This is a genomic window from Streptomyces similanensis (assembly GCF_039543625.1).
GTDB lineage: Bacteria > Actinomycetota > Actinomycetes > Streptomycetales > Streptomycetaceae > Streptomyces > Streptomyces similanensis.
The window spans coordinates 62,816-89,182 of sequence record NZ_BAABKC010000042.1 but is presented as its reverse complement, the minus strand read 5'-3'; the positions used below and the strand labels follow the sequence as shown (position 1 = coordinate 89,182).

General features: G+C 74.1%; 26 protein-coding genes and 1 tRNA gene. 14 read left to right on the top strand and 13 right to left on the bottom strand.

Translation table 11 applies throughout. The features are described 5' to 3' along the window. Positions 1-144: 144 nt before the first annotated feature. The 3 genes from ABEB07_RS13985 to ABEB07_RS13975 are packed head-to-tail and all read left to right on the top strand — an operon-like array spanning position 145 to position 3,219. The gene (locus ABEB07_RS13985) at positions 145-909 is read left to right on the top strand and encodes an SDR family oxidoreductase (RefSeq protein WP_176148361.1); all 765 of its coding nucleotides are present in this window, start codon (positions 145-147) and stop codon (positions 907-909) included. Beyond that, positions 906-2,600 (top strand): class I adenylate-forming enzyme family protein, encoded by a 1,695-nt coding sequence (locus tag ABEB07_RS13980; protein ID WP_345668607.1) that lies wholly within the window; start codon positions 906-908, stop codon positions 2,598-2,600. The genes ABEB07_RS13985 and ABEB07_RS13980 overlap by 4 nt, the downstream gene beginning before the upstream one ends. Positions 2,601-2,625: 25 nt before the next feature. Further along, positions 2,626-3,219: a TetR/AcrR family transcriptional regulator gene (locus tag ABEB07_RS13975; protein WP_176148359.1), complete on the top strand. Its 594-nt coding sequence runs from the start codon at positions 2,626-2,628 to the stop codon at positions 3,217-3,219. Positions 3,220-3,278: 59 nt separating this feature from the next. On the opposite strand, the gene ABEB07_RS13970 is transcribed toward ABEB07_RS13975, so the two are convergent. The 6 genes from ABEB07_RS13970 to ABEB07_RS13945 all read right to left on the bottom strand — a co-directional run bounded on the left by ABEB07_RS13970 (position 3,279) and on the right by ABEB07_RS13945 (position 8,218). Further along, positions 3,279-4,493, bottom strand: coding sequence for an acyl-CoA dehydrogenase family protein (locus ABEB07_RS13970; protein ID WP_345668606.1), 1,215 nt, complete (start codon positions 4,491-4,493; stop codon positions 3,279-3,281). A gap of 6 nt (positions 4,494-4,499) precedes the next feature. After that, positions 4,500-5,534: a phosphotransferase family protein gene (locus tag ABEB07_RS13965; protein ID WP_345668605.1), complete on the bottom strand. Its 1,035-nt coding sequence runs from the start codon at positions 5,532-5,534 to the stop codon at positions 4,500-4,502. Positions 5,535-5,664: 130 nt separating this feature from the next. Continuing rightward, entirely contained in the window at positions 5,665-5,967 is a 303-nt protein-coding gene (locus ABEB07_RS13960; RefSeq protein WP_345668604.1) for a DUF202 domain-containing protein, read from the bottom strand. Positions 5,968-6,266: 299 nt separating this feature from the next. Then, positions 6,267-6,659: a YidH family protein gene (locus tag ABEB07_RS13955; protein ID WP_176148355.1), complete on the bottom strand. Its 393-nt coding sequence runs from the start codon at positions 6,657-6,659 to the stop codon at positions 6,267-6,269. A 46-nt stretch (positions 6,660-6,705) separates the two neighbouring features. Continuing rightward, positions 6,706-7,221 carry an NUDIX hydrolase gene (locus ABEB07_RS13950; protein ID WP_345668603.1) on the bottom strand — a complete coding sequence of 172 codons (516 nt, stop codon included), beginning with the start codon at positions 7,219-7,221 and terminating at the stop codon, positions 6,706-6,708. 100 nt (positions 7,222-7,321) lie between these two features. Continuing rightward, positions 7,322-8,218, bottom strand: coding sequence for a DMT family transporter (locus ABEB07_RS13945; protein WP_345668601.1), 897 nt, complete (start codon positions 8,216-8,218; stop codon positions 7,322-7,324). A gap of 557 nt (positions 8,219-8,775) precedes the next feature. On the opposite strand from ABEB07_RS13945, the gene ABEB07_RS13940 reads away from it, so the two are divergent. The 4 genes from ABEB07_RS13940 (at position 8,776) to ABEB07_RS13925 (ending at position 12,948) form a co-directional block, all read left to right on the top strand. Then, positions 8,776-9,723, top strand: coding sequence for a hypothetical protein (locus ABEB07_RS13940; RefSeq protein ID WP_345668599.1), 948 nt, complete (start codon positions 8,776-8,778; stop codon positions 9,721-9,723). A gap of 185 nt (positions 9,724-9,908) precedes the next feature. Further along, on the top strand, positions 9,909-11,462 hold the full coding sequence (locus tag ABEB07_RS13935; RefSeq protein WP_345668597.1) for an APC family permease: 1,554 nt from the start codon (positions 9,909-9,911) through the stop codon (positions 11,460-11,462). Positions 11,463-11,549: 87 nt separating this feature from the next. Further along, a complete protein-coding gene (locus ABEB07_RS13930) occupies positions 11,550-12,338 on the top strand; it encodes a molybdopterin-dependent oxidoreductase (protein WP_176148351.1) in 789 nt (262 codons plus the stop codon). Beyond that, positions 12,322-12,948, top strand: coding sequence for a cytochrome b/b6 domain-containing protein (locus tag ABEB07_RS13925; protein WP_345668596.1), 627 nt, complete (start codon positions 12,322-12,324; stop codon positions 12,946-12,948). The genes ABEB07_RS13930 and ABEB07_RS13925 overlap by 17 nt, the downstream gene beginning before the upstream one ends. Positions 12,949-13,040: 92 nt before the next feature. On the opposite strand, the gene ABEB07_RS13920 is transcribed toward ABEB07_RS13925, so the two are convergent. Together ABEB07_RS13920 and ABEB07_RS13915 are read right to left on the bottom strand one after the other, a co-directional pair. Then, a complete protein-coding gene (locus ABEB07_RS13920; protein ID WP_345668595.1) occupies positions 13,041-14,438 on the bottom strand; it encodes a GntP family permease in 1,398 nt (465 codons plus the stop codon). Between the two features lie 79 nt (positions 14,439-14,517). Further along, complete coding sequence (locus tag ABEB07_RS13915) at positions 14,518-15,063, bottom strand: gluconokinase (protein WP_345668594.1); 546 nt, start codon at positions 15,061-15,063, stop codon at positions 14,518-14,520. 143 nt (positions 15,064-15,206) lie between these two features. Here ABEB07_RS13915 and ABEB07_RS13910 point away from each other — a divergent pair, with 143 nt between their 5' ends. Beyond that, on the top strand, positions 15,207-15,908 hold the full coding sequence (locus ABEB07_RS13910; protein ID WP_176148350.1) for a FadR/GntR family transcriptional regulator: 702 nt from the start codon (positions 15,207-15,209) through the stop codon (positions 15,906-15,908). A 30-nt stretch (positions 15,909-15,938) separates the two neighbouring features. Here ABEB07_RS13910 and ABEB07_RS13905 read toward each other — a convergent pair whose 3' ends face one another. Further along, positions 15,939-16,313, bottom strand: coding sequence for a YchJ family protein (locus tag ABEB07_RS13905; protein WP_345668593.1), 375 nt, complete (start codon positions 16,311-16,313; stop codon positions 15,939-15,941). Between the two features lie 169 nt (positions 16,314-16,482). Here ABEB07_RS13905 and ABEB07_RS13900 point away from each other — a divergent pair, with 169 nt between their 5' ends. Both ABEB07_RS13900 and ABEB07_RS13895 read left to right on the top strand, forming a co-directional pair. Continuing rightward, complete coding sequence (locus tag ABEB07_RS13900; RefSeq protein WP_164581994.1) at positions 16,483-16,794, top strand: dsRBD fold-containing protein; 312 nt, start codon at positions 16,483-16,485, stop codon at positions 16,792-16,794. A gap of 10 nt (positions 16,795-16,804) precedes the next feature. Beyond that, positions 16,805-18,097: a phosphoribosyltransferase family protein gene (locus tag ABEB07_RS13895; protein ID WP_345668592.1), complete on the top strand. Its 1,293-nt coding sequence runs from the start codon at positions 16,805-16,807 to the stop codon at positions 18,095-18,097. A 58-nt stretch (positions 18,098-18,155) separates the two neighbouring features. On the opposite strand, the gene ABEB07_RS13890 is transcribed toward ABEB07_RS13895, so the two are convergent. Continuing rightward, positions 18,156-18,243 (bottom strand) — tRNA-Leu (locus ABEB07_RS13890). A gap of 223 nt (positions 18,244-18,466) precedes the next feature. On the opposite strand from ABEB07_RS13890, the gene ABEB07_RS13885 reads away from it, so the two are divergent. From ABEB07_RS13885 to ABEB07_RS13875, 3 genes are all read left to right on the top strand, one after another. Then, on the top strand, positions 18,467-19,792 hold the full coding sequence (locus ABEB07_RS13885) for a M20/M25/M40 family metallo-hydrolase (RefSeq protein ID WP_345668591.1): 1,326 nt from the start codon (positions 18,467-18,469) through the stop codon (positions 19,790-19,792). A gap of 143 nt (positions 19,793-19,935) precedes the next feature. Continuing rightward, positions 19,936-20,169, top strand: coding sequence for a chaplin ChpH (gene chpH / locus ABEB07_RS13880; RefSeq protein WP_009187766.1), 234 nt, complete (start codon positions 19,936-19,938; stop codon positions 20,167-20,169). Between the two features lie 193 nt (positions 20,170-20,362). Next, on the top strand, positions 20,363-21,247 hold the full coding sequence (locus tag ABEB07_RS13875; protein ID WP_345668590.1) for a chaplin family protein: 885 nt from the start codon (positions 20,363-20,365) through the stop codon (positions 21,245-21,247). Positions 21,248-21,347: 100 nt separating this feature from the next. Here ABEB07_RS13875 and ABEB07_RS13870 read toward each other — a convergent pair whose 3' ends face one another. After that, positions 21,348-21,536, bottom strand: a complete 189-nt coding sequence (locus ABEB07_RS13870) for a DUF5703 family protein (RefSeq protein ID WP_164587194.1) — start codon at positions 21,534-21,536, stop codon at positions 21,348-21,350. Between the two features lie 47 nt (positions 21,537-21,583). Between ABEB07_RS13870 and ABEB07_RS13865 the strand changes: the two genes are divergently transcribed. After that, positions 21,584-22,330, top strand: a complete 747-nt coding sequence (locus ABEB07_RS13865) for a hypothetical protein (RefSeq protein WP_345668589.1) — start codon at positions 21,584-21,586, stop codon at positions 22,328-22,330. A gap of 126 nt (positions 22,331-22,456) precedes the next feature. On the opposite strand, the gene ABEB07_RS13860 is transcribed toward ABEB07_RS13865, so the two are convergent. Together ABEB07_RS13860 and ABEB07_RS13855 are read right to left on the bottom strand one after the other, a co-directional pair. Then, positions 22,457-25,192, bottom strand: coding sequence for a helix-hairpin-helix domain-containing protein (locus ABEB07_RS13860; RefSeq protein WP_345668588.1), 2,736 nt, complete (start codon positions 25,190-25,192; stop codon positions 22,457-22,459). After that, a complete protein-coding gene (locus ABEB07_RS13855; protein ID WP_176148344.1) occupies positions 25,189-26,172 on the bottom strand; it encodes an aldo/keto reductase in 984 nt (327 codons plus the stop codon). The genes ABEB07_RS13860 and ABEB07_RS13855 overlap by 4 nt, the downstream gene beginning before the upstream one ends. Positions 26,173-26,367 lie beyond the last annotated feature (195 nt).

The window sequence follows — 26,367 nt, the reverse complement described above, 5'->3', positions numbered from 1 at the left end:
CACGCTAGCGCGAGGCGGCGCGGCGGGGAACGCGCCGGACCGCCCCGACGACCGGACACCGGGCGGAAACCCCCCTTCCGGACTCCATACCGACCGGTTAGTGTGGCGCGGCAGAGCCGTAGTGTGCCGTGTCGAAGGAGACCGATGGTGCAAGCCGTTCAGGGTGCGGGAGTGGTCGTCACCGGGGCCGGAGGCGGCATCGGCGCCGCGCTGGCCCGCCGGTTCGCCGCCGAGGGCGCGAAGGTCGTCGTCAACGACCTCGACGCCGCCCGGGCCGCCGCCGTCGCCGACGAGATCGGCGGCATCGCGCTGCCCGGCGACGCCGCCGCGGTCGTCGCCGACGCGCGGGACGCGCTCGGCGGCACGGTCGACGTGTACTGCGCCAACGCCGGCCTCGGCTCCGGCGGCTCCGAGGCGGCCGGCGAGGAGGTCTGGGCACGGGCCTGGGACGTCAACGTCATGGCCCACGTCCGCGCCGCCGAGGCACTGCTCCCGGCCTGGCTGGAGCGCGGCGCCGGCCGGTTCGTCTCCACCGTCTCCGCCGCCGGCCTGCTCACCATGATCGGCGCCGCCCCCTACAGCGTCACCAAGCACGGCGCGTACGCCTTCGCCGAGTGGCTGTCGCTGACCTACCGGCACCGCGGGATCAAGGTGCACGCGATCTGCCCGCAGGGCGTGCGCACCGACATGCTGGCCGCCACCGGCAGCGCCGGCGACCTGGTGCTCCAGCCCACCGCGATCGAACCCGAGGACGTGGCCGACGCCCTGCTCAAGGGCATCGAGGAGGACCGCTTCCTCATCCTGCCGCACCCGGAGGTGGCCGGCTTCTACCGGGCGCGGGCCGCCGACCCCGACCGCTGGCTGGCCGGCATGAACCACCTCCAGCGCACCTGGGAGGAGACCCGGTGAGCGCCGCCCCCGCCTCCCGCTACGCCGCCAGGCCCTGGCTGGACCTGCTCGACGACGCCCAGCGCGCCCCCGTCCACCCGGCCGGCTCGCTCGTGCACGCCCTGCGCCGCTCGGCCGCCGAAGCCCCCGACCGCGCCTTCCTCGCCTACTTCGACGCCCGCCTCACCTACCGCGAGACGGACGAGCTGAGCGACTCGGTCGCCGGTCACCTCGCCGCGCGCGGCCTGCGGCCCGGCGAACGGGTCGCCGTCCTGCTCCAGAACTCCCCGCACTTCGTGCTCGCCGTCCTCGGCGCGTGGAAGGCCGGCGCCGTCGTCGTCCCGGTCAACCCCATGTACAAGTCGGCCGAGGTCGCCCACGTGCTGGCCGACGGCGAGGTGGCCGCGCTGATCTGCTCGGACCGCGCCTGGGAGTCCTACCTGCGCGAGACGGCCGCCGGCTCCCCGGTGCGGATCGCGCTCACCGCAAGCGAACGCGACCTCCAGACCCGCGACGACGCGCGCGTCCTCGCCTTCGAACGGCTGCCGCGGGCCGCCGACGCCGACGACCTGGTCGCCGTCGCCCGCGCCGGCCACCCGGCGCCCGAGGGCCGCGACCCGGCCCCGCACGACATCGCCCTGATCAGCTACACCTCGGGCACCAGCGGCACCCCCAAGGGCGCCACCAACACCCACGGCAACATCATGTACAACGCCGAGCGGCAGCGCACCGGCCTCGGCCTGCCCGAGGCGCCCGTGTACTTCGCGCTGGCGCCGCTGTTCCACATCACCGGCATGGTCTGCCAGTTCGGCGCCTGCCTGAACAGCGCGGGCACGCTGGTGCTGGCGTACCGCTTCGAACCCGGCGTGGTGCTGGAGGCGTTCGCCGAGCACCGGCCGCACTACACGGTCGGCCCCTCCACCGCCTTCATGGCGCTGGCCGCCCACCCCGACGTCACCCCCGACCACTTCGCCTCCTTCGCGGTCATCTCCTCCGGCGGCGCGCCGCTGCCGCCCGCGCTGGTCGAGAAGTTCCGGGCCGGCTTCGGACCGTACCTCCGCAACGGCTACGGCCTCACCGAGTGCACCGCGCCCTGCGCCTCCGTGCCGCCCGGCCGGGAGGCGCCCGTCGACCCGGTCTCCGGGACGCTCGCGGTGGGCGTGCCGGGCCCGGACACGGTGGTGCGGATCGTGGACGACGAGGGCCGGGAGCTGCCCTTCGGCGAGCCGGGCGAGATCGTCGTCAGCGGCCCGCAGGTGGTGCCCGGCTACTGGCGGCGGCCCGACGCCACCGCCGAGACCTTCCCCGACGGCGAGCTGCGCACCGGCGACATCGGCTTCATGGACGAACGCGGCTGGCTCTACGTCGTCGACCGCAAGAAGGACATGATCAACGCCTCCGGCTTCAAGGTGTGGCCGCGCGAGGTCGAGGACGTCCTCTACACCCACCCGGCGGTGCGCGAGGCGGCCGTGGTCGGGGTGCCCGACGGGTACCGCGGCGAGACCGTCCGGGCGTACATCAGCCTGCGTCCGGACGCCCGGGTGGCCCCGGAGGAACTGGCCGCGTACTGCAAGGAGAGACTGGCCGCCTACAAGTACCCGCGGCAGGTGGAGATCCTGCCCGAGTTGCCGAAGACGGCCAGTGGGAAGATCCTCCGTCGGGAACTGCGTTCCCGTACCCGAGGAACCCCGCGCGAACAGCAGGACCGGTAGGTCCACGGAAAGGCAGGTGGCGGCAGTGCCCACGACGACGGACCCGGCCGGGACCCCGGTTCCCCAGCGGCTCCTGGCCGCCGCCACCCGGCTCTTCGCCGAGCAGGGCTACGACCGCACCTCCGTGCAGGAGATCGTCGAGGCGGCCGGCGTCACCAAGGGCGCCCTCTACCACTACTTCGGCTCCAAGGACGACCTCCTGCACGAGGTGTACGCGCGCGTGCTGCGCGTCCAGCAGGAGCGGCTCGACGCCTTCGCCAACGCCGACGAGCCGGTGGAGCAGCGGCTGCGGGGCGCCGCCGCCGACGTCGTCGTCACCACGATCGACAACCTCGACGACGCGATGATCTTCTTCCGCTCCATGCACCACCTGAGCCCCGAGAAGAACAAGCAGGTCCGCGCCGAGCGCCGGCGCTACCACGAGCGCTTCCGCGCACTCATCGAGGAGGGCCAGGAGCAGGGCGTCTTCTCCCGGGCCACCCCGGCCGACCTGGTGGTGGACTACCACTTCGGCTCCGTCCACCACCTGTCCACCTGGTACCGCCCCGGCGGCCCGCTCACCCCCCAGGAGGTCGCCGACCACCTGGCCGACCTGCTGCTGCGGGCCCTGCGGCCGTAGACCCGAGCGGCAGGGGTAAGGGGCGGTCGCCATGGCGACCGCCCCTTACCCCTGTGGCCCTACAGGTACTTCTTCAGCTCCCGGCGGGCCAGCGACCGCTGGTGCACCTCGTCCGGGCCGTCGGCGAGCATCAGGGTGCGCGCCCCCGCGTACAGCTCGGCCAGCGGGAAGTCCTGGCTCACCCCGCCCGCGCCGTACAGCTGGATCGCCCGGTCCAGGATGGCGACCACCGCGCGGGGCGTGGCGATCTTGATGGCCTGGATCTCGGTGTGCGCGCCCCGGTTGCCGACGGTGTCCATCAGCCAGGCCGTCTTCAGCACCAGCAGCCGCAGCTGCTCGACCTGCACCCGCGCGTCGGCGATCCAGTTCTGCACCACGCCCTGCTGCGCCAGCGCCTTGCCGAACGCCGTACGGGACACCGCCCGGCGGCACATCAGCTCGATCGCCCGCTCGGCCATGCCGATCAGCCGCATGCAGTGGTGGATCCGGCCGGGGCCGAGCCGGGCCTGCGCGATGGCGAAACCGCCGCCCTCCTCGCCGATCAGGTTCGACACCGGCACGCGCGCGTGGTCGAAGACCACCTCGGCGTGCCCGCCGTGGTAGTGGTCCTCGTACCCGAACACCTGCATGGCCCGCTCGACGGTCACGCCCGGCGTGTCGCGCGGCACCAGCACCATGGACTGCTGACGGCGGATGTCGGCGCCGTCCGGGTCGGTCTTGCCCATCACGATGAAGATCGAGCAGTCCGGGTGCATCGCCCCGGAGATGTACCACTTGCGGCCGGTGACGACGTACTCGTCGCCGTCCCGCTCGATGTGCGTGGTGATGTTGGTGGCGTCCGAGGAGGCCACCTCCGGCTCGGTCATCGCGAACGCCGAGCGGATCTCACCGGCCAGCAGCGGCTGGAGCCACTGCTTCTTCTGCCGCTCGTCGCCGAACTGGGCCAGCACCTCCATGTTCCCGGTGTCCGGGGCCGCGCAGTTGGTGGCGGTGGGCGCCAGCTGCGGGGAGCGGCCGGTGATCTCGGCCAGCGGGGCGTACTGGAGGTTGGTCAGCCCGGCGCCGTGCTCGGCGTCCGGCAGGAACAGGTTCCACAGCCCCTGCCGGCGCGCCTCGGCCTTCAGCTCCTCCACCACCGGCGGGTTCTCCCACGGGGAGGCGAGCCGTGCCCGCTGCTCGTGCGCCACCGGCTCGGCCGGGTACACGAACTCGTCCATGAAGGCGAGGAGCCGGGCGCGCAGTTCCTCGGTGCGCGCGTCGAACGCGAAGTCCATGATGGATCAGCCCTCCTGGAGGCCCTCGTGAAGTGTGGTCAGACCGTGCTGGATGAAGACGGGGACGAGGTCACCGATGCGGTCGAAGCCGCGGCCGACCGTCTGGCCGAGCGTGTAGCGGTAGTGGATGCCCTCCAGGATCACGGCGAGCTTGAACCAGGCGAACGCCGTGTACCAGGCCACCGCCGAGACGTCGCGCCCCGAGCGCGCGGCGTACCGCTCGATCAGCTCGGCGGGGGAGGGGTGCCCGGCCGCCTCGGCGGTCGTGGACACCGGCGACTTCGGCAGGCCGAGCGGGGTGCAGTACATCACCAGCAGGCCCAGGTCGGTGAGCGGGTCGCCGAGCGTGGACATCTCCCAGTCGAGGATCGCGTTGATCCGGTCGTCCTGGCCGATCAGCACGTTGTCCAGGCGATAGTCGCCGTGCACGACGGTGGGCGCGGGGGAGTCGGGCAGCGCGCGGCCGAGCGCCGAGTGCAGCTCGTCGATGCCGGGCAGGTCGCGGTCGCGGGAGGCGTCCAGCTGCTTGCCCCAGCGGCGCAGCTGCCGGTCCAGGAACCCCTCCGGGCGGCCGAAGTCGGCGAGGCCCACCTCGGCGGGGTCCACCGCGTGCAGCTCGACCAGGGTGTCCACCAGCGACAGCACCGCGTCCCGGGTGCGCCGCTCGCCCAGCGGGGCGAGCTGGTCGGCGGTGCGGTACGGCGTGCCCTCGACGAACTCCATGACGTAGAACGGCGCGCCCAGCACCTCCTCGTCCTCGCACAGCAGCACCGGGCGCGGCACCGGCACGTTCGTCGGGTGCAGCGCGCTGATCACCCGGTGCTCGCGCCGCATGTCGTGCGCGGTGGCCAGCACATGGCCGAGCGGAGGCCGCCGGACCACCCACCGGGCGGCGCCGTCGGAGACCGCGTACGTCAGGTTCGAGCGCCCGCCCTCGATCAGCCGGCCGGTCAGCGGGCCCCGCACCAGGCCGGGCCGCTCCCGGTCCAGCAGGCGGCGCAGCCGGTCGAGGTCGAGTCCGGGCGGGTGGTCGGGGCTCATCATTGCTCCTACGGGCTGATCCGAGGGGAACGGGACGCGTCCATGATGCCGACCGGTCGGTATGTCGTCCAGTGGCTGACCCGGACGTGACCGGGGCCACCCTCCCTTTCAGCCCATTCCCGTCGGAAACTCAGGCGATCAGCGCCGCCGCGCAGACCGCCAGCGCGACCGTGGCCGCCACCGCCGCAGCGGCGAGGCGCGGGGGGAGCGCCCGCGGGGCCGCCCGGTCCAGGCGGCGGATGCGGAACTGGGCGATCAGCAGGAAGCAGAGCCAGAGCAGACAGCACACGGCGCACACGACGAGCCCGCCGGCCGTGGCCCCGCCGTGCAGGGTCGCCCGCACGGCCAGCACGGCGGCCACCGTCCCGGACAGCGTGGTACGCCGCCAGGCCAGCCGGGTCCGCTCGGGCTGAAGCCCAGGATCCCGCCGCACGACCCCCACCCCGACACCGTCCCGCCCGGCCCCCGAGCCGTCCCGTTCGGCCCCGGCACCGGCGCTGTCGCGTCCGGTCCCGGAGCCGTCGCGTTCCGCCGTGGTGCCGTCCCGCCCGGTTGCGGTGCCGTCGCGCCCTGCCCCCGAGCCGTCCCGTTCGGCCTCGGCACTGTCGCGCCCAGCCCCCGAGCCGTCCCGTTCGGCCCCGGCACCGGCGCCGTCCCGTCCGGTCTCGGCGCCGTCCCGTCCGGACCCCGCACCGTCGGGTCCGGACCCGATGCCGTCCGGCCCGGGCCCGTTCATCCCGCCCGGCCGGCGAGTACGACCACGACCATCACCACGGCGACCACCGCGACGAGCACGCTCAGCAGCGCGGGGAACCGCGACGTCGGCAGGTCCTCCCCGCGCCGCATCGCCCGCTCGCACCGCACCCAGTGGTTGATCGCCCGCAGCGAGCACAGCACGCCCGCGGCGAGCAGCGCCAGCGCGAGCCCGACCCGCCACGCCCAGCGCAGGTGCGGCAGGAACTGGTCCACCGCGAACCCGCCGCCGATCAGGGCGAGCGCGGTCCGCAGCCAGGCGAGGAAGGTCCGTTCGTTCGCCAGCGAGAAGCGGTAGTCCGGCGTCCGGCCCTCCTCCCGCACCTCTTCGGGGGCGAACCACAGCCGGACGTTCCGTACGAAGTCGATCACCCCAGGACCCTACCCAGGCGGGCGCGCCGACGGCCCGGGAGCCGCCTCACCGCATCGACCGGTAGGTCTTCAGCCGCTCGTACGCGGCCAGGCTGTCCGGCGTCCACTCCCACCCGGGCAGCCGGCGCTCCAGCTCGTCGGCCGGCAGGAAGTCGTGCCAGGCGACCTCCTCGACCTGCGGGCGCACCGGCAGCTCGCAGCGGACCTGGTACACCGCCGACCACCAGCTGAGGCCCCCCTCGTGCTCGTACAGGAACTTGAACAGGAACTCCGGGCGGGGCAGCCCGCTCACCCCCAGCTCCTCCTCCGCCTCGCGCAGCGCCGCCGCGTCGTAGCTCTCGCCGGCCCCGACGACCCCGCCCACGAACATGTCGTGCAGGGAGGGGAAGGTGAGCTTGGTCGCGGTGCGGCGGTGCACGAAGAGGCGGCCGTCGGCGTCCCGGGCCTCGATGAAGACACAGCGGTGCCGCAGCCCGCGGGTGTAGGCCTCGCCGCGCGGGGCCTGCCCGACGACGTGGTCGTTCTCGTCGACGATGTCGAGGATCTCGTCCGCAGCGCTCATGCCCCCATCCAACCAGGCGCCCCCGCCGCGGCGGACGGCCGGCGGCCGTCGAGACGGCGGGGGCGGGACGGGGGCGGGGCGGCCGTCGGCGGGCGCCGGGTCAGCGCGGCTGGAGCCGGTGCTCGCCGCGTTCGGTGGGCGAGGCCCCGCAGGGCATCGCCGGGTGCAGCCCCAGCAGGACGATGCCGGCGACGATCGCCGCGAGACCCGACGCCTCCCAGGCCAGCGCGGCCACGTCGGTGCGCAGCCGGTCGCCCAGGAAGCCCACCCCGCAGGCGATCCCGGCCAGCGGCTCGGCCGCCGTGAGCGCGGGCAGCGACATGCGCAGCGGCGCCGTCTCGAAGGCGCTCTGCACCAGGATCAGCCCGGTGACACCGATGGCGAACAGGCCGTACGGCTGCCAGCTGGTGAACAGCTCCGCCCAGCCGCCCGCCGAGAAGCGCTGCCCGCTCACCCGGGTGAGCGCGTCCTGCACGCCGTACAGCAGCCCGGCGGCCACCGCCAGCAGCACCGGACCCCAGCTCAGCCGGGAGCGCTTGGCGTAGGCGGTCAGCACCAGTGCCACGCCCACCATGGTCCCGATGATCAGCCAGTGCCGCAGCGGATCGGTGACCGCGGTGCCGGCCCGCGGCTGGCCGCCGAGGATGAACGCCGTCACCCCGCCGGCCAGCAGCGCGAGCCCCAGCCAGCCCTGGCGGCCCAGCGGCTGCCGGGTCTGTCTTCGCGACAGCGCGAGCGCGAACAGGAGGTTGGTCGCCAGCAGCGGTTCCACCAGGGAGATCTCCCCCCGGCCCAGCGCCACCGCGCCCAGCACCATGCCGACGACCATCAGCCCGAGACCGCCGAGCCAGCGCGGCACCCTGATCAGGTCCAGCAGCAGCCGGGGCGAGAGGAAGTCGCTCAGCGGGGCCCGCTGGGCGGCGTTCTGCTGGAGCACGAATCCGAACCCCAGGCAGCAGGCGGCGCTCACGGCGAGGATCAGAACCAGAACCGACACGCTGCGTACCTCGATCATCCGGTCGGGCCACGGGTGCGTAAGGGCCGACTCTAGCGGCCCGGGGCACCGTTCGCCGCTGGGAGTACCCGGATCCGGGCAGCCGACTCGGTCACGACGTCCACCGCGTCGGGGCGACGGCCCGGCCCTGCGGCCAGGGTGGGGCCTTTGGCGGCGCCGCGCCATGGCGTACGCCACACGAGTGAGACGCGCGCGGTCTCGCGGGCTCGTGACGCGAGACGCCGACCGGCGGCGGGCCGCGATGCCGATCAGGTCCTGCCACCCCCCAGGTGACACAAGTGCCTTTCCGGTCACCCCAGTTGACGCGTGTAACGCGCCGGTGGCCCTTGACGCCGGGTGTTGGCTGCGGGTTTGCTGTCCGTGATCAGCCGACGGTCGGCCGACGACCGGAGGGCGGACCGCGGCGAGCGGGTCGGACGGGGCGGCACCGCCCCACCGGACCGGCCCGCGGCCACCGCCACCGCACGGAGACCGGCGTGCGCGGCACGGACACGGCACGAACACAGCATCATCGAAGAGCGCGTAGAGGAAGTCCCGCGGTGTCCCCACCCCCGCCCCTCGGCCGCGGCCGCAAGCGCGCGGCCCAGGCCTTCGACGCCGCTCTCGACGACGCCGAACTCGGCGCCGCCCGCTCCGCGTTGGCCCAGGGCCGCTGGCAGGCGGTGCGCACCCTGCTGGCCCGCACCGGCGACGAGTGGGACCGGCGCGGCCATCGCGTCGCCGTCCTGGCCGAGCCCTCGCACACCGCGGCCTGGACCCGCGACTGGCTGCTGGCCGAACCCGAGTCCGCCGACGCCCGCGTCCTGCTCGGCATGGCACTGGTCCAGCGCGCCCTGCGCGGCGAGGAGAAGCCCGGCCCCGCCCGCGAGGCGTGCCGGGCCGCGGCCGCGCTCGCGCCCGCCGACCCCACTCCGTGGCTGGGACTGCTCCTGCTGGAGCGCGCCGTGGGCGAAGAGGCCGACGTGGTCCGCCTCTTCGACGAGGTGCGGCTGCGCCACCCCGACCACCACCACGCCCACCACGTGATGGTGGCCGCGCTCGCCGAGCGGCACGCCGACGCCGGCCCGGACCCGCTGCACGAGGTCTACGACTTCGCCAACTGGGCCGCCGAACAGGCCCCCGCCGACTCCCCGCTCGCCATCCTGCCGGTGGTCGCGCACGCCGAGCGCTACCGCGTGCTGGCCGGCGCCGGTCTCACTCCCGCCGATCCGGCCGCCTCCGGGCACTGGGCCGGCCGCCGGGCCCGGCAGGTGATGAAGACCGCCTTCGACTGGTGGCTGGAATGGGGCCAGGAGGGCCATCCACGGCACATGATCGACCTGAACTACCTCGCGCACGCCAAGCACTGCCAGGGGCGTGCCGCCGAGGCCGCCGCGCTGTTCCTCCGCATCGGCGACCACGCCACCCCGGCGCCGTGGTCGTACCCCGACCACGACCCGTGCGCCGCCTTCCGCACCGCCCGCGCCACCGCCCTGGGCACCGCCTAGCCCCACCACCCGCAAGCCGGCACGACCGCAAGCCCGCACGACCGCAAGCCCGCACGACGAGCAAGCCCGCACACGCGGCAAGCCGCACGTCCGCAACCGCACCAGAGCACCGCAAGAGCACCGCACACGAGCACCGCACACGAGCCATTCCCGCAAGCCTGACGAGGCCCGAAAGGACGGTCCCGATGACGACGGGCAGTTCGCGCACGAGCAGACCCACCGCCGGCGGCGACGGCATCAGCACCTTCAAGGGCCAGGAACGCGCGCTGCGCGCCGACCGCCTCGGCACGGGCGGCCTGCTCCTGTCCGTGCTGGCCGCGACCGCCCCGCTGATGGTGGTCGCCGGGGTGATGCCCACCACCTTCGCGGTGATGGGCATCGTCGGACAGCCCCTGCTCTTCGTGGTCCTCGGCGTCGTCCTCGTCCTCTTCAGCGTCGGCTACGCCGAGATGAGCCGGCACGTCCACAACGCGGGCGCCTTCTACGCGTACATCTCCCGCGGCCTCGGCGGCACGGCCGGCGCGAGCGCCGCGCTGGTCGCGCTGGTGGCGTACAACGCCCTCCAGGCCGGCATCTACGGCATCTTCGGCTTCGAGGTCTCCAACCTCTTCGCCACCTACGCCGACGTCACCGTCGCCTGGTGGATCCCGGCGCTGCTGGCCGTCGCCGCCGTCGGCGCGCTCGGCTGGCTGAAGATCGACGTCAACGCGCGCGTGCTCGGCGTCCTGCTGGTCATCGAGGTGATCCTGGTGGTCGTCTTCGACGTGGCCGCGATCGGCGACCCCGCCAAGGAGGGCCTGTCCCTGCACGCCTTCAACCCCGACACCCTCTCCGGCGCCGGGATCGGCACCGCGCTCTGCTTCTGCATCGCGGCCTTCCTCGGCTTCGAGCAGGCCCCGGTGTACGCCGAGGAGACCAGCCGCCCGCACGTCCTCGTGCCGCGCGTGATGTTCCTCGCGGTGGCCGGCGTCGCCGTCTTCTTCGCCGTCAGCAGCTGGGCGCTGACCGTCGCCGCCGGCCCGTCCGCGATCGTCGGCACCGCCCGCAAGGAGAGCGCGGGCCTGCTGTTCACCCTCACCGAGTCCCGGCTCGGCGGGACGTTCACGGACATCCTGCACGTGCTGTTCGTCACCGGCATGTTCGCGGCGATGCTCAGCTTCCACAACGTGGTGGCCCGCTACGCCTTCGCCATGGGCCGCGAGGGTCTGCTGCCCGCGACGTTCGGCCGCACCTCCAGCGCCAGCGGCGCGCCCGCCATCGGATCGCTGTCGCAGACCGTCTTCTCGCTGGTCGTCGTGATCGCCTTCGCGGTCGCCGACGACAAGCCGGCCGGCGACCCCACCGCGCCCGTGCTGCACCTGTTCACCTGGGGCGGCAACATCGGCGCGCTCGGCGTGATCGTGCTGATGGCGGCGGCCTCCCTGTCGGTGATCGTCTTCTTCGTCCGGCGCGGCGCGGCGGCGGCGCAGGCCTGGCGCCTGGTCACCTCCGCCCTGGCCGGCCTCGCCCTGCTGGTGATCGCCGTCTACACGGTCAAGGACTTCGACGTCCTGGTGGGCGCCGGGCCCGGCTCGGCGCTCAGCCGGATCCTGCCCGGCGTCATCGGCCTCGCCGTCGTCGTCGGCCTGGTCCAGGGCGCCGTCCTGCGCAGGCGCAGGCCCGAGGCGCACGCCCGCATCGGACTGGGCAACGAGGCGTTCCAGCTGGACAAGGCGGCCGCACCCGAACCGCGGCCGTAGCCCGCGGCCGCCGGAAAAGGTTACGGACCCCTGACGAGCACCCGCGTTCCCTGGCCCCGCCCCGGGCGCGGGTGCTCGAATGGAGGGGTGCACTCCGAACCGCCCGGCGACCCGGGACCGCCCGAGAGGCCCGGACCGCCGGAAGAACCCGAGAGCCCGGGACCGCCGGAGGAACCCGGCCGGCCCGTCGGCCGCCGCGTCTTCCTCGCCACCCTCGGCCTGGGCGCCCTGGGCGTGGCCGCCGCGCCCACCCTGCAACGCGGCCTGGAGGACTTCCTCGGCGCCGCCTCCGGCCACGACCCCACGGGCCTGACCGGACTGCTCCCCAACGGCGGCGGCTTCCGCTACTACTCGGTCACCGGCTCCGTGCCGCGCCGTGACGCCACGGACTACCGCCTCACCGTCGACGGCCTGGTCGACCGTCCCACGACGTACACGCTGGCCGGGCTGAGGGGCATGCCGCAGACCCGCATGGTGCGCGACGTGCAGTGCGTCACCGGCTGGCGGGTGCCCCGCACGCCCTTCCAGGGCGTCCGGCTGTCCCGGCTGCTGGACGCGGCCGGCGTCCGCCCCTCGGCGAAGGCGGTGCGCTTCACCTGCTTCGACGGCGCCTACAGCGAGAGCCTCACCCTCGCCCAGGCCCGCCGCCCCGACGTACTGGTCGCGCTGCGCATGCGGGACGCGGACATCGGCCACGACCACGGCGGCCCGGTCCGCCTCTACGTCGCCCCGATGTACTTCTACAAGTCCGCCAAGTGGCTCTCCGGCATCACCGTCACCGACGCGGTGCGGCCGGGCTACTGGGAGGAGCGCGGCTACGACGTCGACGCCTGGGTCGGCCGTTCGAACGGACGCGGCGATGACCCCACCGGCTGACGCCCCCGCGCCGCCCGGCGCCGCCGTACGCCGCTTCGGCCCCGCCCAGCGCCGGGTGCACCGCGCCACGGCCGTACTGATGGGGATCTGCGTGGTGACGGCGGCCTGCCTCTACGTCCCCCAGCTCGCCGTCCTCGTCGGCCGCCGCGATCTGGTGGTCCGCCTGCACGAGTGGGCCGGGCTCGCCCTGCCGGTCCCGGTCCTGCTGGGCCTGGCCTCCCGCGCGTTCCGCGCCGACCTGCGGCTGCTCGACCGGTTCGGCCCGCACGACAGGGTCTGGCTGCGGGCCGCGCTGCGCCGCGACAGGCGCCGCTCGTCCCGCCCGGCCGGGAAGTTCAACGCCGGCCAGAAGATCTACGCCGCCTGGATCGCCGGGGCCGCCCTCGTAATGCTGGGCACCGGCCTGATGATGTGGTTCACTCGGCTCGCCCCGCTGGTGTGGCGCACCGGCGCGACCTTCGTGCACGACTGGCTGGCCCTGACCGTCGGCGTGGTGCTGGCCGGCCACATCGGCATGGCGCTCGGCGACCCGGAGGCCCGGCGCGGCCTGCGCACCGGACGGGTCGGCCGCGAGTGGGCGAAACGCGAACACCCGCTGTGGCGGCCGTAGACACGCCCCGTCAGGAGGGGATGTCCACGGCCGCCGCAGCGGGTGACGGGAAGGGGATCGAAAGAGCGGCGCCTTCGCCGGACCGGTGACGCCTACAGGATCAGCGACAGCGCCAGGACCAGTGCGCCGGCCACCACGGACAGCAGCGTCTCCATGAGCGACCAGGTCTTGACGGTCTGCCCCACGTCCAGCCCGAAGTACTCCTTCACCAGCCAGAAACCGGCGTCGTTGACATGGCTGAAGAACAGCGAGCCGGCGCCGATCGCGAGGACCAGCAGGGCGGTGTGGGTGGTCGACATGTCGGCCGCCAGCGGGGCGATCAGACCGGCCGCCGAGACGGTCGCCACGGTCGCCGAACCGGTCGCGAGGCGGATCACCACCGCGATCAGCCAGGCCAGCAGCACCGCCGGGATCGACCAGTCCTTGGATATGTCCAGGATCATCTGACCCACGCCGCAGTCGATCAGCGTCTGTTTGAAGCCGCCGCCCGCGCCCACGATGAGCATGACGCCCGCGATGGGCATCAGGCCCTTCTCGACGGTGGAGTTGATCCGCTCCTTGGTGAAGCCTGCGGGCCGGCCCAGCGTGAACATGCCGACGATCACCGCGGCGAGCAGCGCGATCAGCGGGGAGCCGACCACGTCGAACACGCGCTGCGTCCGGTCCGCGGGGTCGTCCACGACGATGTCGACCAGCGCCTTGGCCAGCATCAGCACCACCGGCAGCAGCACCGTGGACAGCGCGGCGGCGAAGCTGGGACGGCGCTCCAGCTGCTCGGAGGCGCGCTGCGGCAGCATGCGGTCCGGGGCGGGCACGTCCACCCAGCGGGCCGCGACCTTGGAGAACAGCGGACCGGCGATGATCACCGAGGGGATCGCCACGACGATGCCCAGCGCCAGCGTCACGCCCAGGTTGGCCTTGAGCGCGTCGATCGCGACCAGCGGGCCGGGGTGCGGCGGGATCAGGCCGTGCATCACGGACAGACCGGCCAGCGCCGGGATGCCGATGCGCATCAGGGAGTAGTTGCCCCGCTTGGCGACCATCAGCACCACCGGGATCAGCAGCACGATGCCGACCTCGAAGAACAGCGGCAGACCGATCACCGAGGCGATCAGCACCATCGCCCAGGGCATGGCCCGGCCCTGGGCCTTCGCCAGGATCGTGTCCACGACCTGGTCGGCGCCGCCGGAGTCGGCCAGCAGCTTGCCGAGGACGGCGCCCAGCGCGATCAGCACGCCGACACCGGCCACCGTCGAGCCCAGCCCGGTGGTGAAGCTGGTGATCGCCTTGTCCAGGGGCGCCCCGGCGACCGCGCCGAGCGCGAGCGACCCGATGGTCAGCGACAGGAAGGCGTGCAGCTTGAACTTGGTGATGAGCACGACGATGACGGCGATGCCCACCAGGACGGCGATACCGAGCTGGGCGTGTCCGGCCGAGGTGATCGGCGGGGGCGCGTCCGCTGCCAGCATCTCGACGCTGAGTCTGGTCACGGGGTGTGTTCCCTTGGGGATGGAGAGGAGTGGGGTTCAGAGGTGCCGCGGCCGGCGGCCGTGGGGGAGAGGCGTCACGTCACCGGGGGGACGGTCCGGCCTCGGCCGGCGGTGCGGCGGCGTCGAGGCCGTCCAGCGCGGCGACGGCGCGCGCGGTGATCTCCTCGGGAGACCCGGCGACGTCCACCGCCACCCCGCGCTCGTCCGCCTCCAGCGGCTGGAGCGTGGCGAACTGGGAGTCCAGCAGCGCGGTCGGCATGAAGTGCCCCTGGCGGTGCCCCATGCGCTCCTCGATGAGCGCGCGGTCACCCGTCAGGTGCACGAACATGACGTCCGGAGCCGCCGCCCGGAGCCGGTCGCGGTACGACCGCTTCAGCGCCGAGCTGCTCACCACCCCGCCGAGCCCCGCCCGCCCGTGCGCCCAGGCGCCGATGGCGTCGAGCCACGGCCACCGGTCGTCGTCCTGGAGCGGGGTGCCGGCCGACATCTTGTCGATGTTGGCCCGCGGGTGGAAGTCGTCGCCCTCGGCGTACGGGACGCCGAGCCGGTCGGCGAGCAGGGGACCGATCGTGGTCTTGCCCGTGCCGGCGACGCCCATCACCACGACGACGTGGGGGGTGCGCATCACTGCCTCGCTGTCTTCCTCGACATGCGACGCCGACCTCCGGCGTCGGCCCCACTGAAACCCATTAGATACGACGAATTCAAGAGTGTGTGACATATAAGTCTGACTTTTTCGTCGCGTGATCCACCCCGTACGCTGAGTCCATGACCACTCCGGGCCGGGGGCTGCACGGCCGCGTCCTGGACGCCCTCGGCCCCGCCATCACCGCCGGCGAGTACCCTCCGGGCAGCGTTCTGCGCACCGACGAACTCGCCCAGCGTTTCGAGGTGTCGCGCTCCGTGATGCGCGAGGCGGTCCGCGTCCTGGAGTCCATGCACCTGGTCGCGTCGCGCCGCCGCGTCGGCGTCACCGTGCTCCCCACCGCGGAGTGGAACGTCTACGATCCGCAGGTCATCCGCTGGCGGCTGGCCGGCGCCGACCGCACCCGGCAGCTGCGCTCGCTGACCGTGCTGCGCTCGGCGGTCGAACCGGTCGCGGCCGGACTCGCCGCCCGCCACGCCACCCCCGAGCAGTGCTCCGAACTCACCGAGTGCGCCCTCGGCATGGTGGCCAACTCACGCGGCCACCGCCTGGAGCACTACCTCCGCCACGACGTCGCCTTCCACCGGGTGATCCTCAGCGCCTCCGGCAACGAGATGTTCGCCCGCCTCGGCGACGTCGTCGCGGAGGTGCTGACCGGGCGCACCCAGCACGAGGTCATGTTCGAGGACCCCGACCCGGCCGCCGTCACCCTGCACGTCCAGGTCGCCGAGGCGGTCCGCGCCCGCGACGCCGAACGCGCCGAGCGGCTGACCCGCGAGATCACGGTCGGCGCGCTCCAGGAACTGGACATCCTGGCGCCGTAGCCGCGAAGGCGGCCCCGCCCGTGCCCGCCCCTACTCGGGGAAGTCCCCGTCGACGTACGCCCAGGCCCCCTCGACCCGCTCGAACCGGCTGTGCTCGTGCAGCGAGCCGCCCCGCCAGGAGGCGCGGAACGTCACGGTGCCGGTGGTGTGGAAGGCGGAGCCGCCCGTCGTAGCGAGGACCTCAAGACCCGTCCAGCGGGTGCCCGGATCCAGGTCCAGCCGCGCGGGCCGGGTCCGCGGATGCCAGGTGCGCAGCAGATACGCCGCGTCCCCGCGTACGAAGGCGCAGTACCGCGACCGCATCAGCGCCTCCGCGGTCGGCGCCGCCGCGGCCCCCGAGTGGAAACGGCCGCAGCACTTCTCGTACGGCTCGGGCAGCCCGCACGGGCAGGAACGCGTGGTCATGGCCCCCATTCTGCCCGCGCCGCCGCACCCGCCCGCCACCGCCCGCCGTGACGCGGCCCGCCGTGGTGCCGCCCCCGCGCGGCGGAGGCACAGTGGAAGGAGACGACGAGAGGCCGGCGTGACCGGCGCGGCCGGGTGACCGGCGACCACGGCTGAGGAGGGACGGACGATGACGCGACCCGCCGACGGCAGGCCCTTGTCCGTCAAGGAATGGCGGCTGAATCTGTACCTGTCCGAACACGACCCGGACACCACGGCCCGGATCGTCCTGGACACCGGCGACAACGTCCTGGAGAGCTGCGCGGAGGCCCGCCGCAGCCCCTACGACTCGGCGGTCCCCGAGATCGGCGACGAACTCGCCGCCGGACGCGCCCTCATCGCACTCGGCCGCGATCTGCTGCGCGCCGCCGCGGGCGACATCGAGGCGGTCGGAGCACCCGAGGCGACGCCTCCCGCCCCGCTCTGGTCGCCCCGGGAGTGAGGTCGCGGCCGTGCTCTTCAGGAACCGCCCGCAGGCCGGCCGGCGGCTCGGCGACCGGCTGGCCCACCTGAGCGGACAGGACGTGGTGGTGCTCGGGCTGCCCCGCGGCGGCGTGCCGGTCGCCGCCGAGGTCGCCGCGCTGCTCGGCGCACCGCTCGACCTGTGCCTGGTACGCAAGCTCGGGGTGCCCGCGCAGCCCGAACTGGCCATGGGGGCGATCGGCGAGGACGGGGTGCGCGTGATCGACGACACCGTCGCGGGCCGCGCCGGGGTGCCGGCCCACGCGCTGGCCCGGGTCGAGGAGCGCGAGCGCCGCGAACTGGCACGGCGCGCCGTCCGCTACCGGGGCGAGCGCCCGCCGGTCGCCGTCGCCGGGCGGACGGTGGTGCTGGTCGACGACGGGGTGGCCACCGGCTCGACCGCCCGGGCCGCCTGCCGGACGGTGCGTGCCAGGGGCGCGGCCCGGATCGTGCTGGCGGTGCCCGTGGCGCCGCCGGACTGGACGGCGCGGCTGGCCGGCGAGGCCGACGAACTGATCAGCCTGGAGACCCCGGCCGCCTTCTTCGCAGTCGGCCAGTTCTACGACGACTTCACCCAGCTCGATGACGACGACGTGGTCGCCTGTCTGCGCCGGGCGCGCTCCGGCGGGAGCCGTACGGCGGTGGACCGGGAGATGGCGGCGGCCGTCGGCCCGGTGCGTCTGACCGGCCGGCTGACCGTCCCCGCCGACGCGGCCGGCATCGTCGTCTTCGCCCACGGCAGCGGCAGCGGACGGCACAGCCCGCGCAACCGTTTCGTCGCCGTCGGCCTCAACCGCGCCGGTCTCGGCACGCTCCTGTGCGACCTGCTCACCGAGGAGGAGGCGGCCGACCGGACCAAGGTGTTCGACATCGGGCTGCTGGCGGCGCGCCTCACCGCCGTCACCGCCCGGCTGCGCGCGAACCCCGAGGCCGGGAACCTGCCCGTCGGCTACTTCGGCGCCAGCACCGGGGCCGCCGCCGCCCTGCGGGCCGCCGCCGCGCCGGACGCGCACGTCGCCGCCGTCGTCTCCCGCGGCGGCCGCCCCGACCTGACCAGCCCCGCGCTGTCCTCGGTGACCGCCCCGACCCTGCTGGTGGTCGGCGGCGCCGACCACCAGGTCCTCGACCTCAACCGCCAGGCCCAAACCCAGCTGACCTGCGAGAACCACCTGACCGTCGTCCCCGGCGCCACCCACCTCTTCGAGGAGCCCGGCGCCCTGGAAGCGGTGACGGACCTGGCCCGCGACTGGTTCACGGACCACCTGCCCCCGGCACACGTGTGACCACCCGCGCCTCCCCACGCGAAAGGCGGCACCGGCTCAGCCGGTACCGCCTTCACGATGGTGTCCGAGGGGGGACTTGAACCCCCACGCCCGATAAAGGGCACTAGCACCTCAAGCTAGCGCGTCTGCCATTCCGCCACCCGGACAAGGTGTCTGTCGCGCGGGGTTTCCCCTCGCGGCGACGAAGGAAACATTACCAGGCTTTCGAGCCGCCCCGATCACCCCGGTGCGCCGCACCCGCCCCTCGCCCGATGTGAACGCGGTGTATCGGGCCGGGCCCTGTCTTGGGGTGGGAGCCGGCGGGGGGAGAGGATGAGGAGACCACCGGCACACGAGGTGGACCACCAGCACACAGCGGGAGGAAGCAGCGTGAGCGAGACGGACACCGCCAGGGGCGTCACCGGCGAGGACGAGGTCGTGGACCTCTGCCGCGAGCTGATCCAGATCGACACCAGCAACTACGGCGACCACTCGGGCCCGGGCGAGCGCAAGGCCGCCGAGTACGTCGCCGAGAAGCTCGCCGAGGTGGGGCTGGAGCCGAAGATCTTCGAGTCGCACCCCGGCCGCGCCTCCACCGTGGCCCGCATCGAGGGCGAGGACCCGTCCCGGCCCGCGCTGCTGATCCACGGCCACACCGACGTCGTGCCGGCCAACGCCGACGACTGGACCCACCACCCCTTCTCCGGCGAGGTCGCGGACGGCTGCGTGTGGGGGCGCGGCGCGGTCGACATGAAGGACATGGACGCGATGACGCTGGCGGTCGTGCGCGACCGGCTGCGCAGCGGACGCAAGCCCCCGCGGGACATCGTGCTCGCCTTCCTCGCCGACGAGGAGGCCGGCGGCACCTACGGCGCCCGCCACCTGGTCGACCACCACCCCGACCTGTTCGAGGGGGTCACCGAGGCGATCAGCGAGGTCGGCGGCTTCTCCTTCACGGTCAGCGAGCAGCGGCGGCTCTATCTGATCCAGACGGCCGAGAAGGGCATGCACTGGATGAAGCTGACCGTGGCCGGCACCGCCGGGCACGGCTCCATGATCCACCGGGACAACGCCATCACCGAGCTGTCGGAGGCGGTCGCCCGCCTCGGCCGGCACACGTTCCCGGTGCGGGTCACCAAGACCACCCGGGCCTTCCTCGACGAACTGGGCGACGCGCTCGGCACCGAGCTGGACCCGGAGAACATGGAGGGCACCCTCGCCAAGCTCGGCGGCATCGCCAAGCTCATCGGCGCGACCCTGAGCAACACCGCCAACCCCACGCAGCTGGGCGCGGGTTACAAGGTGAACGTCATTCCGGGCGAGGCCACGGCGCACGTCGACGGGCGGTTCCTGCCCGGCTTCGAGGAGGAGTTCCTGGCCGACCTGGACCGCATCCTCGGCCCCCGGGTCAAGCGCGAGGACGTGCACTCGGACAAGGCCGTCGAGACCACCTTCGACGGCGCCCTGGTGGACGCCATGCAGTCCGCGCTGCTGGCCGAGGACCCGGCCGCCAAGGCCGTCCCCTACATGCTCTCCGGCGGCACCGACGCCAAGTCCTTCGACGACCTCGGCATCCGCGGCTTCGGCTTCGCCCCGCTGAAGCTGCCGCCGGAGCTGGACTTCGCGGGCATGTTCCACGGCGTGGACGAGCGGGTCCCGGTGGACGGTCTGAAGTTCGGCGTGCGGGTGCTCGACCGGTTCATCGACGCGTCCTGAGGAAACGTCAGATATTCGGGCGCGCGTACGAGATTGACTGAGAAGGGTGAATGCGACGATAAGCTCGTAGCTCCAATGGTTGAGCCTCGTTACAGGTATTGCGATCGGCAAGGTGAGATCGCTTTTGCCAACGAGGAGGAATAATGATCAAGAAGGTCGTCGCTGCCGCGGTTGCCACCGGTGGACTGGTTCTCGCGGGCGCCGGTATGGCCGCCGCCGACTCCGGCGCCCAGGGTGCCGCCCTGCACTCCCCGGGTGTCGCCTCCGGCAACGTCGTGCAGGTGCCCGTGCACGTGCCGGTGAACGTCTGCGGCAACACGATCTCGGTGATCGGGCTGCTGAACCCCGCCTTCGGCAACACCTGCATCAACCACTGACGTCGTGCCCCGCCCCGTGAGGGTCTGACTTCATCGACTCCGTGGGGGGGTCTGAACCCGTCGGCTCCGAGAGCGCGCACCCTGCGCTCCGGGGCCGACCGGTTTTTCCGTGCGGTCACGACGGCGCATTTCCGCCCTGTCGCGCACGCGCGTTCCGGAAGATTCGAAAAAGTCGAAGGCAGGGATTCAGTACATGCGACAGGTCACCCGCAAGGGCCTGATGACCGTGGCCGCCGCCACCGGCGTGATCGCCGCCGCGAGCGGCGCGGCGCACGCCGACGCGGGCGCGTCCGGGTTCTCGTCCGGCTCGCCGGGCGTGCTGTCCGGCAACACGGTCCAGGTGCCGGTGCACATCCCGGTGAACGTCTGCGGCAACACCGTCAACGTCGTCGGGCTGCTCAACCCGGCGGTGGGAAACACGTGCGTCAACCACGGCGGCGGCGGTGACTCGTCCGGGGGACACGGCGGCGCACACGCCGGCGGGCACGCGAGCGACTCGCCGGGCGTCGGCTCCGGCAACGTCGTCCAGGTGCCGGTCGACGTCCCCGTGAACGTCTGCGGCAACACCGTCGACGTGGTCGGCGTCGGCAACGCCGCGCTGGGCAACGACTGCGCCAACGGCGGCCGCCACACCCCGCCCGGCGGCGGCCACGAGAACCCGCCCGGCAACCCCGGCACGCCCGGAACGCCGGGCAACCCCGGCAACCCCGGCACGCCCGGAACACCGGGCAACCCCGGGACTCCGGGCAACCCTGGTACGCCCGGTCACCCGGGCACGCCGGGGAATCCCGGAACACCGGGCAACCCTGGTACGCCCGGCAACCCGGGCACGCCCGGAAACCCTGGTACTCCCGGTCACCCCGGTACGCCCGTCACTCCGCCCGCCACGGGCGGCAAGACGCCCGGCGGAGCGGTGCACGTCAACCACCCGGGTACGCGGACCGGCTCCACACCCGGCAGCGGGGCGCAACTCGCCCACACCGGCAACGAGCTGCCGATGGGCCTCGCCCTGCCCGTCGGCGCGGGCGCGCTGCTGGCCGGCACCGTGCTGTACCGCAAGGCGCGGGCCCGGGTCTGACGGCTCGGCCACCCGGACGCCGGCCGTAGCGCCGTGCACATGACAGGGCGGGCCCCGCGAAGGCGGGGCCCGCCGTGCTGTCGGCGCCGTTCGACTCAGCTCACCACGTGGCGCGTACCTGGCGGATGATCCGCCGGCGCAGCCGCACCCTGCGGCTCCCGTCGTGCAGCAGACTCAGGCGGTCCAGCTCCCAGTGCCCGTACTCGGCGTGGTCGGTCAAAAGACGTGTGGCGTCCTTGCGGGAGACCCCGCGCGGTACGTACACGTCGACAAATTCGTATTCCGGCATCGCATCTATTGTGCGGGCTGGGGCCCGGTACGGATAGCGTCTGCACTATGTCTGATGCTGCGCAGCCCACCGCTGCCGAGGTACGCGCCGCCGCCGAGGCGGTCAAGACCGCGCTCGACCGCCACCTGGCCGCGGTCGAACGCCGGTCGGGGGAGGACGACCCGGCCGTCTACGAGGCGTTCAACGAGCTTGCCGCGGCCGCGGAGGCGTACGACGAACTGCTCTACGACCGCTACGACGAGGTCACCCCCTTCGAGATCCCCGGTGACGACGCGCTGCCGCCGTACACGGGTCCGGAGGAGCCGAACGCGATCAGCGTGCTGATCCGCCGCGACTACGCCGTGGCCGAGCCCCAGCGGCTGCTGGCCCAGGCCCAGCGGGTGGAGGCCGCGGACGTCGAGGCCGGCACCGGCATCGGCGCGGGCGCCGCCGGGACGGTGCACGGCGCGCTCGGCACGCTCTTCGGCGAGTACGAACCGGACGAGATCGCCTCGCGGCACAAGGAGTTCGGCCTGGAGGAGGGCGACTCCACCCTCTGGGTCACCGCCTCCGACGAACAGCCCGACCCCGGGGAATGGCTGGAGGAGCCCTTCGAGCACGTCGATCCGGAGCAGGTGGTCTGCCGCTTCGACGTCAGCACGGTCTTCGACGACGACCTCGACGAGGACGAGGACGAGGACGAGGGGGAGATCGACGACGCGGACGACGCGGACGACGCGGACGCCGTCGAGGACCTCGTCACCGGTCTCGTCGAGGACGACGACATCGAGCCGCTGGACAGGACCGAGCGCTAGAAGCGCCACGGCGCGAGGGGCGGCGGTCACGGGCACGCACGTGCACCCGTGACCGCCGCCCTCCTCGTTCCCGGGGCACGGCCCATCGACCGCGCCCCGTTCACCGCACGCCCGGTGCCCGACCCCTCACGCCTGGGCCAGGTCCTCCGCCTGTGCCGCCTGCGCGGCCAGCAGGAGGGGCAGCCGGGTGGTGCGCGGCCGGGCCGGCACCTCGGCCACGGCCCGCGGCAGCGCCTGCTCCACACCGTGCACCACGGACAGATGGCGGCTCGCCCGGCCGAACGCCGTGTACACCCACGGCCGGCTGAGCGCCTGCGCCGCGTCGCCCGGCAGCACCACGACCGCCGCCGGCCACCGGCCGCCCACGGCCTGGTGCGCGGTCAGCGCCCACCCGTGCCGCACACAGCTCTCCACCCGCTCCCTCGGTACGACCACGCGGTCACCCGAGCACGACAGGTGCAGTCCCTCGGCGTCGGCCGTCACCACCCGGCCCGGCAGCGCACGGCCGGGCACGGGGGAGTGGACGATCCGGTCGCCCGGGTCGAAGCCGCCGAACCGGCCGGGGCCCGGATTGAGCCGTTCCTTCAGCGCCGCGTTGAGCGCGCGCGTGCCCACGGCGCCGCCATGACCCGGGGTGATCACCACGGTCTGCTCGGCCGGCACGCCGATCGCCCGGGGCACCGAGTCCGCGACCAGCTGCACCGTCCGGTGCACGGCCTCGCCCGCGTCGCGCACGGGGACGACCACGAACTCCTTGCCGGGCGCGGCGACCTGGTTCAGCTCCCCGACGCCGATGCCGGAGACCAGCTCGCCCAGCGGTCCGGGGTCCGCCACCCGCGAGGCGACGTGCGGGCACACCCGGGCCGCCAGCAGATCGGCGAAGACCCGCCCGGGCCCCGCCGACCACAGCACCGCCGGATCTCCGGACAGCACCAGCCGGGCCCCGTCCGGCAGCGACTCCACGAGCAGGGCCGCCGTCTCCACGTCCAGCTGCGGGGCGTCGAGCACGACGAGGAGATCCAGGTCCAGCGCGCCGTCGGCGTCCCGCCCGGGCCCCTCCGCACCGGACAGCAGCCCGGCCACGGTCACGACGGCGGCATCCTCCGCGCCGCCGGACGCGCCCTCCCCGTCCTGTGCGCGCCCCGCTTCCGCGGCCTGCGGGTCCCCGGCTTCCGCACCCTGTGCGCGCCCCCGCTCCGGCGCGCGCCGCGCACCGGCCGCGCGGACCAGTTCCGCGAAGTCGTCCCGGCCCAGCGGACTGTGGGCGGCGGCCCAGGCACGCAGCCCGAGGGCGCGTGCCCCGGCCAGCAGCAGCGCCGGTTCGGCGCGGGACGCCGCACCGCCCGAGTGCAGCACCAGGCCGTGGCCCGAGACCGCGCGGACCAGCTCGCCGGCCGACCCCCGGGCGGGAGCGGCGACCCGCTCCCAGTCCTCGGCCGGGACGTCCTCGCCGGGAGCGGAGTTGATCAGGCGGCCCAGTCCGTCGGCCAGGCTCTCCTCGGCGAGCGCGTAACGCTCCAGGCCGACGAGCAGCCGCACCGGCCGTTCCTCGCCGGACTCGTCCTCGTCCCCGTCCCCCTCGGCATTCGGTGCGGCGGCCGGTGCTCCCGGCTCCTCCAGGGCGTCCTGGAACACCAGGGCCTCGCCCTCCGCGAGCGCGCTCTGCAGGGCCGCGTCCGCGTCGGGCACCCCGCGCTGCGCCAGGGCGGCGGTGAGCGCCGACGCCTCCAGCGACGTGTGCCCGGCGAGGGCGGCCTGCTCCAGCAGCCAGACCGTGAAGGCACGGCCGCGCCGCTCGTCGTCGGGCCGGCTCTCCGCGCCGAGCAGGGCCCGGGCGAAGCCGTCGGCCTGTTCCGGCCGCACACCCGTGACGTGCAGCAACTGCCACGGGTCGGCGCGCAGCCGGTCGGCCGCGCCCTCGCCGAGGGCCGCGGCGACCGGCAGGGCCAGCGACTCGGGGGCGCCGCCCTCGCCCAGGACTCCGTGAACGGCCTCGACGGTCCCGGGCGCGGGGGCCGCGGGCACGGCGGCGGCCTCGGCCGTCACCGGGCCCGGCCGCCGTACCGGCTCGGGCGCCGCCCGGCGTTGCGCGGGCTCCGGCTCAGGCGGGGTGTACACCGCCTGAGCGGGCTGATCGCCGCTCTCGACCGCGCGCACCGCCGCGAGCAGGTCGGCCGCCCGGCCGCTGAGCTTGGCCCCGCTCTCGATCGGCGCCTTCTTCTCGGCCTTCCGCCGCTCGATCCGCTCCCGCTCGGCCCGCTGCGCCGCCAACTCGGCCGCGGCCTCGGACAGCCCGGCCGCAGCCGCACCCTCCGCGCCCGAGTCGGAGCCCGTGCCCGTTCCCTCCGCGTCGGCGCCGGAGTCTGAACCCGTGTCCTCCGCGTCCGGGTCGGAACCCGTACTGGTGCTCTCCGCACCCGAGTCGGAACCCGCGCCCGTGCCCTCCACGTCGGCGCTGGAGCCTGAGCCCGTGCCCTCCGCGCCCGAGTCGGAGCCCGCCCCCGCGTCCTCCGCGCCCGAGTCGAGCCCCCGGTCCGTGCCCTCCGCATCCTCCGCGTCCGCCTCCGGGCCCCGGACGGAGTCCGCCTCCGCCGCGCCCTCCGCGTCCGAGTCGGCATCCCGGGCCCCGGCCACCGAACCGGCGTCCGCGCCCCCGCCCTGCGTGTCCTCCGCCGCCGTGTCCTCCTCCGCCGTCTTCGCAGGCGCCGCGTCGTCCCCGGCCGCCGCTTCGCCCCCCGGTGCCGGCTCTCCGGCCGGTGCGTCGTGCTCCGGTTCCGGGGCCGTCCCGGGTCCCGCCTCCGGGTCCGGGGTCCCCGGCCCGGCCTTCTCCGCGGTCTCCGGGGTCTCCGGCTCCGTGCTCACAGCGTGCTCCAGTCGTGATCGGGATAGCGGTGCACGGGCGCCGACACATCGTCGAGAGCCCGGCAGATCTCGTCAGGAAGACTAAGCGCCTCCACTGACAACGCCGCCGTCAGCTGCTGGACGGTGCGCGGGCCGATGACCGGCGCGGTCACGCCGGGCCGGTCCCTGACCCAGGCGAGGGCGACCTGCAGCGGAGTCACCGCGAGCCCGTCCGCCGCCGTCGCCACCGCGTCCACGATGCGGCTCGCCGCGTCGTCGAGATAGGGCTCGACGAACGGCGCCAGCTGCTCGGAGGCGCCCCGCGAGTCCGACGGCGTCGCGTTGCGGTACTTGCCGGTCAGCACCCCGCGGCCCAGCGGCGAGGAGGGCAGCAGTCCGACGCCCAGGTCGAGCGCGGCCGGCAGCACCTCCCGCTCGACGCCCCGTTGCAGCAGCGAGTACTCCATCTGAGTGCTCGCCAGCCGGGTCCGAGCGCCCGGCGCCGCGAGCTGCCAGGTCGCCGCCTTGGCCAGCTGCCAGCCGCAGAAGTCGGAGACTCCGGCGTAGCGCACCCGGCCGCTGCCGACGGCCAGGTCCAGGGCATGGAGGGTCTCCTCCAGCGGTGTCCCGGGGTCGTAGGCGTGCACGTGCCACACGTCCACGTGGTCCGTGCCGAGACGGGCGAGGGAGGCGTCCAGGGCCGCCAGCAGATGGCCGCGGGAGCCGTCCACCCGGCGGTCCGGGTCGGGGACGCTGCCCGCTTTCGTGGAGATGACCAGATCGCGGCGGGGCACCAGGCCGTCCATGAGCCGCCCGAGCAGGTATTCGGCCTCGCCGTCGCCGTACACGTCGGCCGTGTCGACGAGGGTGCCGCCCGCCTCCCAGAACGCCTTCAGCATGTCAGCGGCGTCGTGCTCGTCGGTGCCCCGGCCCCAGGTCAGGGTGCCGAGCCCGATGCGGGACACGCGCAGGCCGGTACGGCCGAGATGCCTCTGCTCCATGGACGCCGAGATTACTGGCCGAAAGGTAGGCGTGGGCCACCCTGTGGACAACCCACGCCCGCCCCTGTGGACGACCAGTTCCCGACCCTGTGGACAACCCGCGACGCCCCCGCTGGACAACCCGCGACGCCCTCGCGCCGACCCCGCGCCGCCCCCGCGAGGCGGCCGTCACACCCGCGTGGTCTGCCGCATCCG

What these genes read in the sequence shown, in the direction of transcription:
- ABEB07_RS13985 (WP_176148361.1), top strand. Translation starts at nt 145, where the DNA reads ATGGTGCAAGCCGTTCAGGGTGCGGGAGTGGTCGTCACCGGGGCCGGA.
- ABEB07_RS13970 (WP_345668606.1), bottom strand. Translation starts at nt 4,493, where the DNA reads ATGGACTTCGCGTTCGACGCGCGCACCGAGGAACTGCGCGCCCGGCTC.
- ABEB07_RS13965 (WP_345668605.1), bottom strand. Translation starts at nt 5,534, where the DNA reads ATGAGCCCCGACCACCCGCCCGGACTCGACCTCGACCGGCTGCGCCGC.
- ABEB07_RS13950 (WP_345668603.1), bottom strand. Translation starts at nt 7,221, where the DNA reads ATGAGCGCTGCGGACGAGATCCTCGACATCGTCGACGAGAACGACCAC.
- ABEB07_RS13935 (WP_345668597.1), top strand. Translation starts at nt 9,909, where the DNA reads ATGACGACGGGCAGTTCGCGCACGAGCAGACCCACCGCCGGCGGCGAC.
- ABEB07_RS13925 (WP_345668596.1), top strand. Translation starts at nt 12,322, where the DNA reads ATGACCCCACCGGCTGACGCCCCCGCGCCGCCCGGCGCCGCCGTACGC.
- ABEB07_RS13915 (WP_345668594.1), bottom strand. Translation starts at nt 15,063, where the DNA reads ATGCGCACCCCCCACGTCGTCGTGGTGATGGGCGTCGCCGGCACGGGC.
- ABEB07_RS13910 (WP_176148350.1), top strand. Translation starts at nt 15,207, where the DNA reads ATGACCACTCCGGGCCGGGGGCTGCACGGCCGCGTCCTGGACGCCCTC.
- ABEB07_RS13905 (WP_345668593.1), bottom strand. Translation starts at nt 16,313, where the DNA reads ATGACCACGCGTTCCTGCCCGTGCGGGCTGCCCGAGCCGTACGAGAAG.
- ABEB07_RS13900 (WP_164581994.1), top strand. Translation starts at nt 16,483, where the DNA reads ATGACGCGACCCGCCGACGGCAGGCCCTTGTCCGTCAAGGAATGGCGG.
- chpH (WP_009187766.1), top strand. Translation starts at nt 19,936, where the DNA reads ATGATCAAGAAGGTCGTCGCTGCCGCGGTTGCCACCGGTGGACTGGTT.
- ABEB07_RS13875 (WP_345668590.1), top strand. Translation starts at nt 20,363, where the DNA reads ATGCGACAGGTCACCCGCAAGGGCCTGATGACCGTGGCCGCCGCCACC.
- ABEB07_RS13870 (WP_164587194.1), bottom strand. Translation starts at nt 21,536, where the DNA reads ATGCCGGAATACGAATTTGTCGACGTGTACGTACCGCGCGGGGTCTCC.
- ABEB07_RS13865 (WP_345668589.1), top strand. Translation starts at nt 21,584, where the DNA reads ATGTCTGATGCTGCGCAGCCCACCGCTGCCGAGGTACGCGCCGCCGCC.
- ABEB07_RS13855 (WP_176148344.1), bottom strand. Translation starts at nt 26,172, where the DNA reads ATGGAGCAGAGGCATCTCGGCCGTACCGGCCTGCGCGTGTCCCGCATC.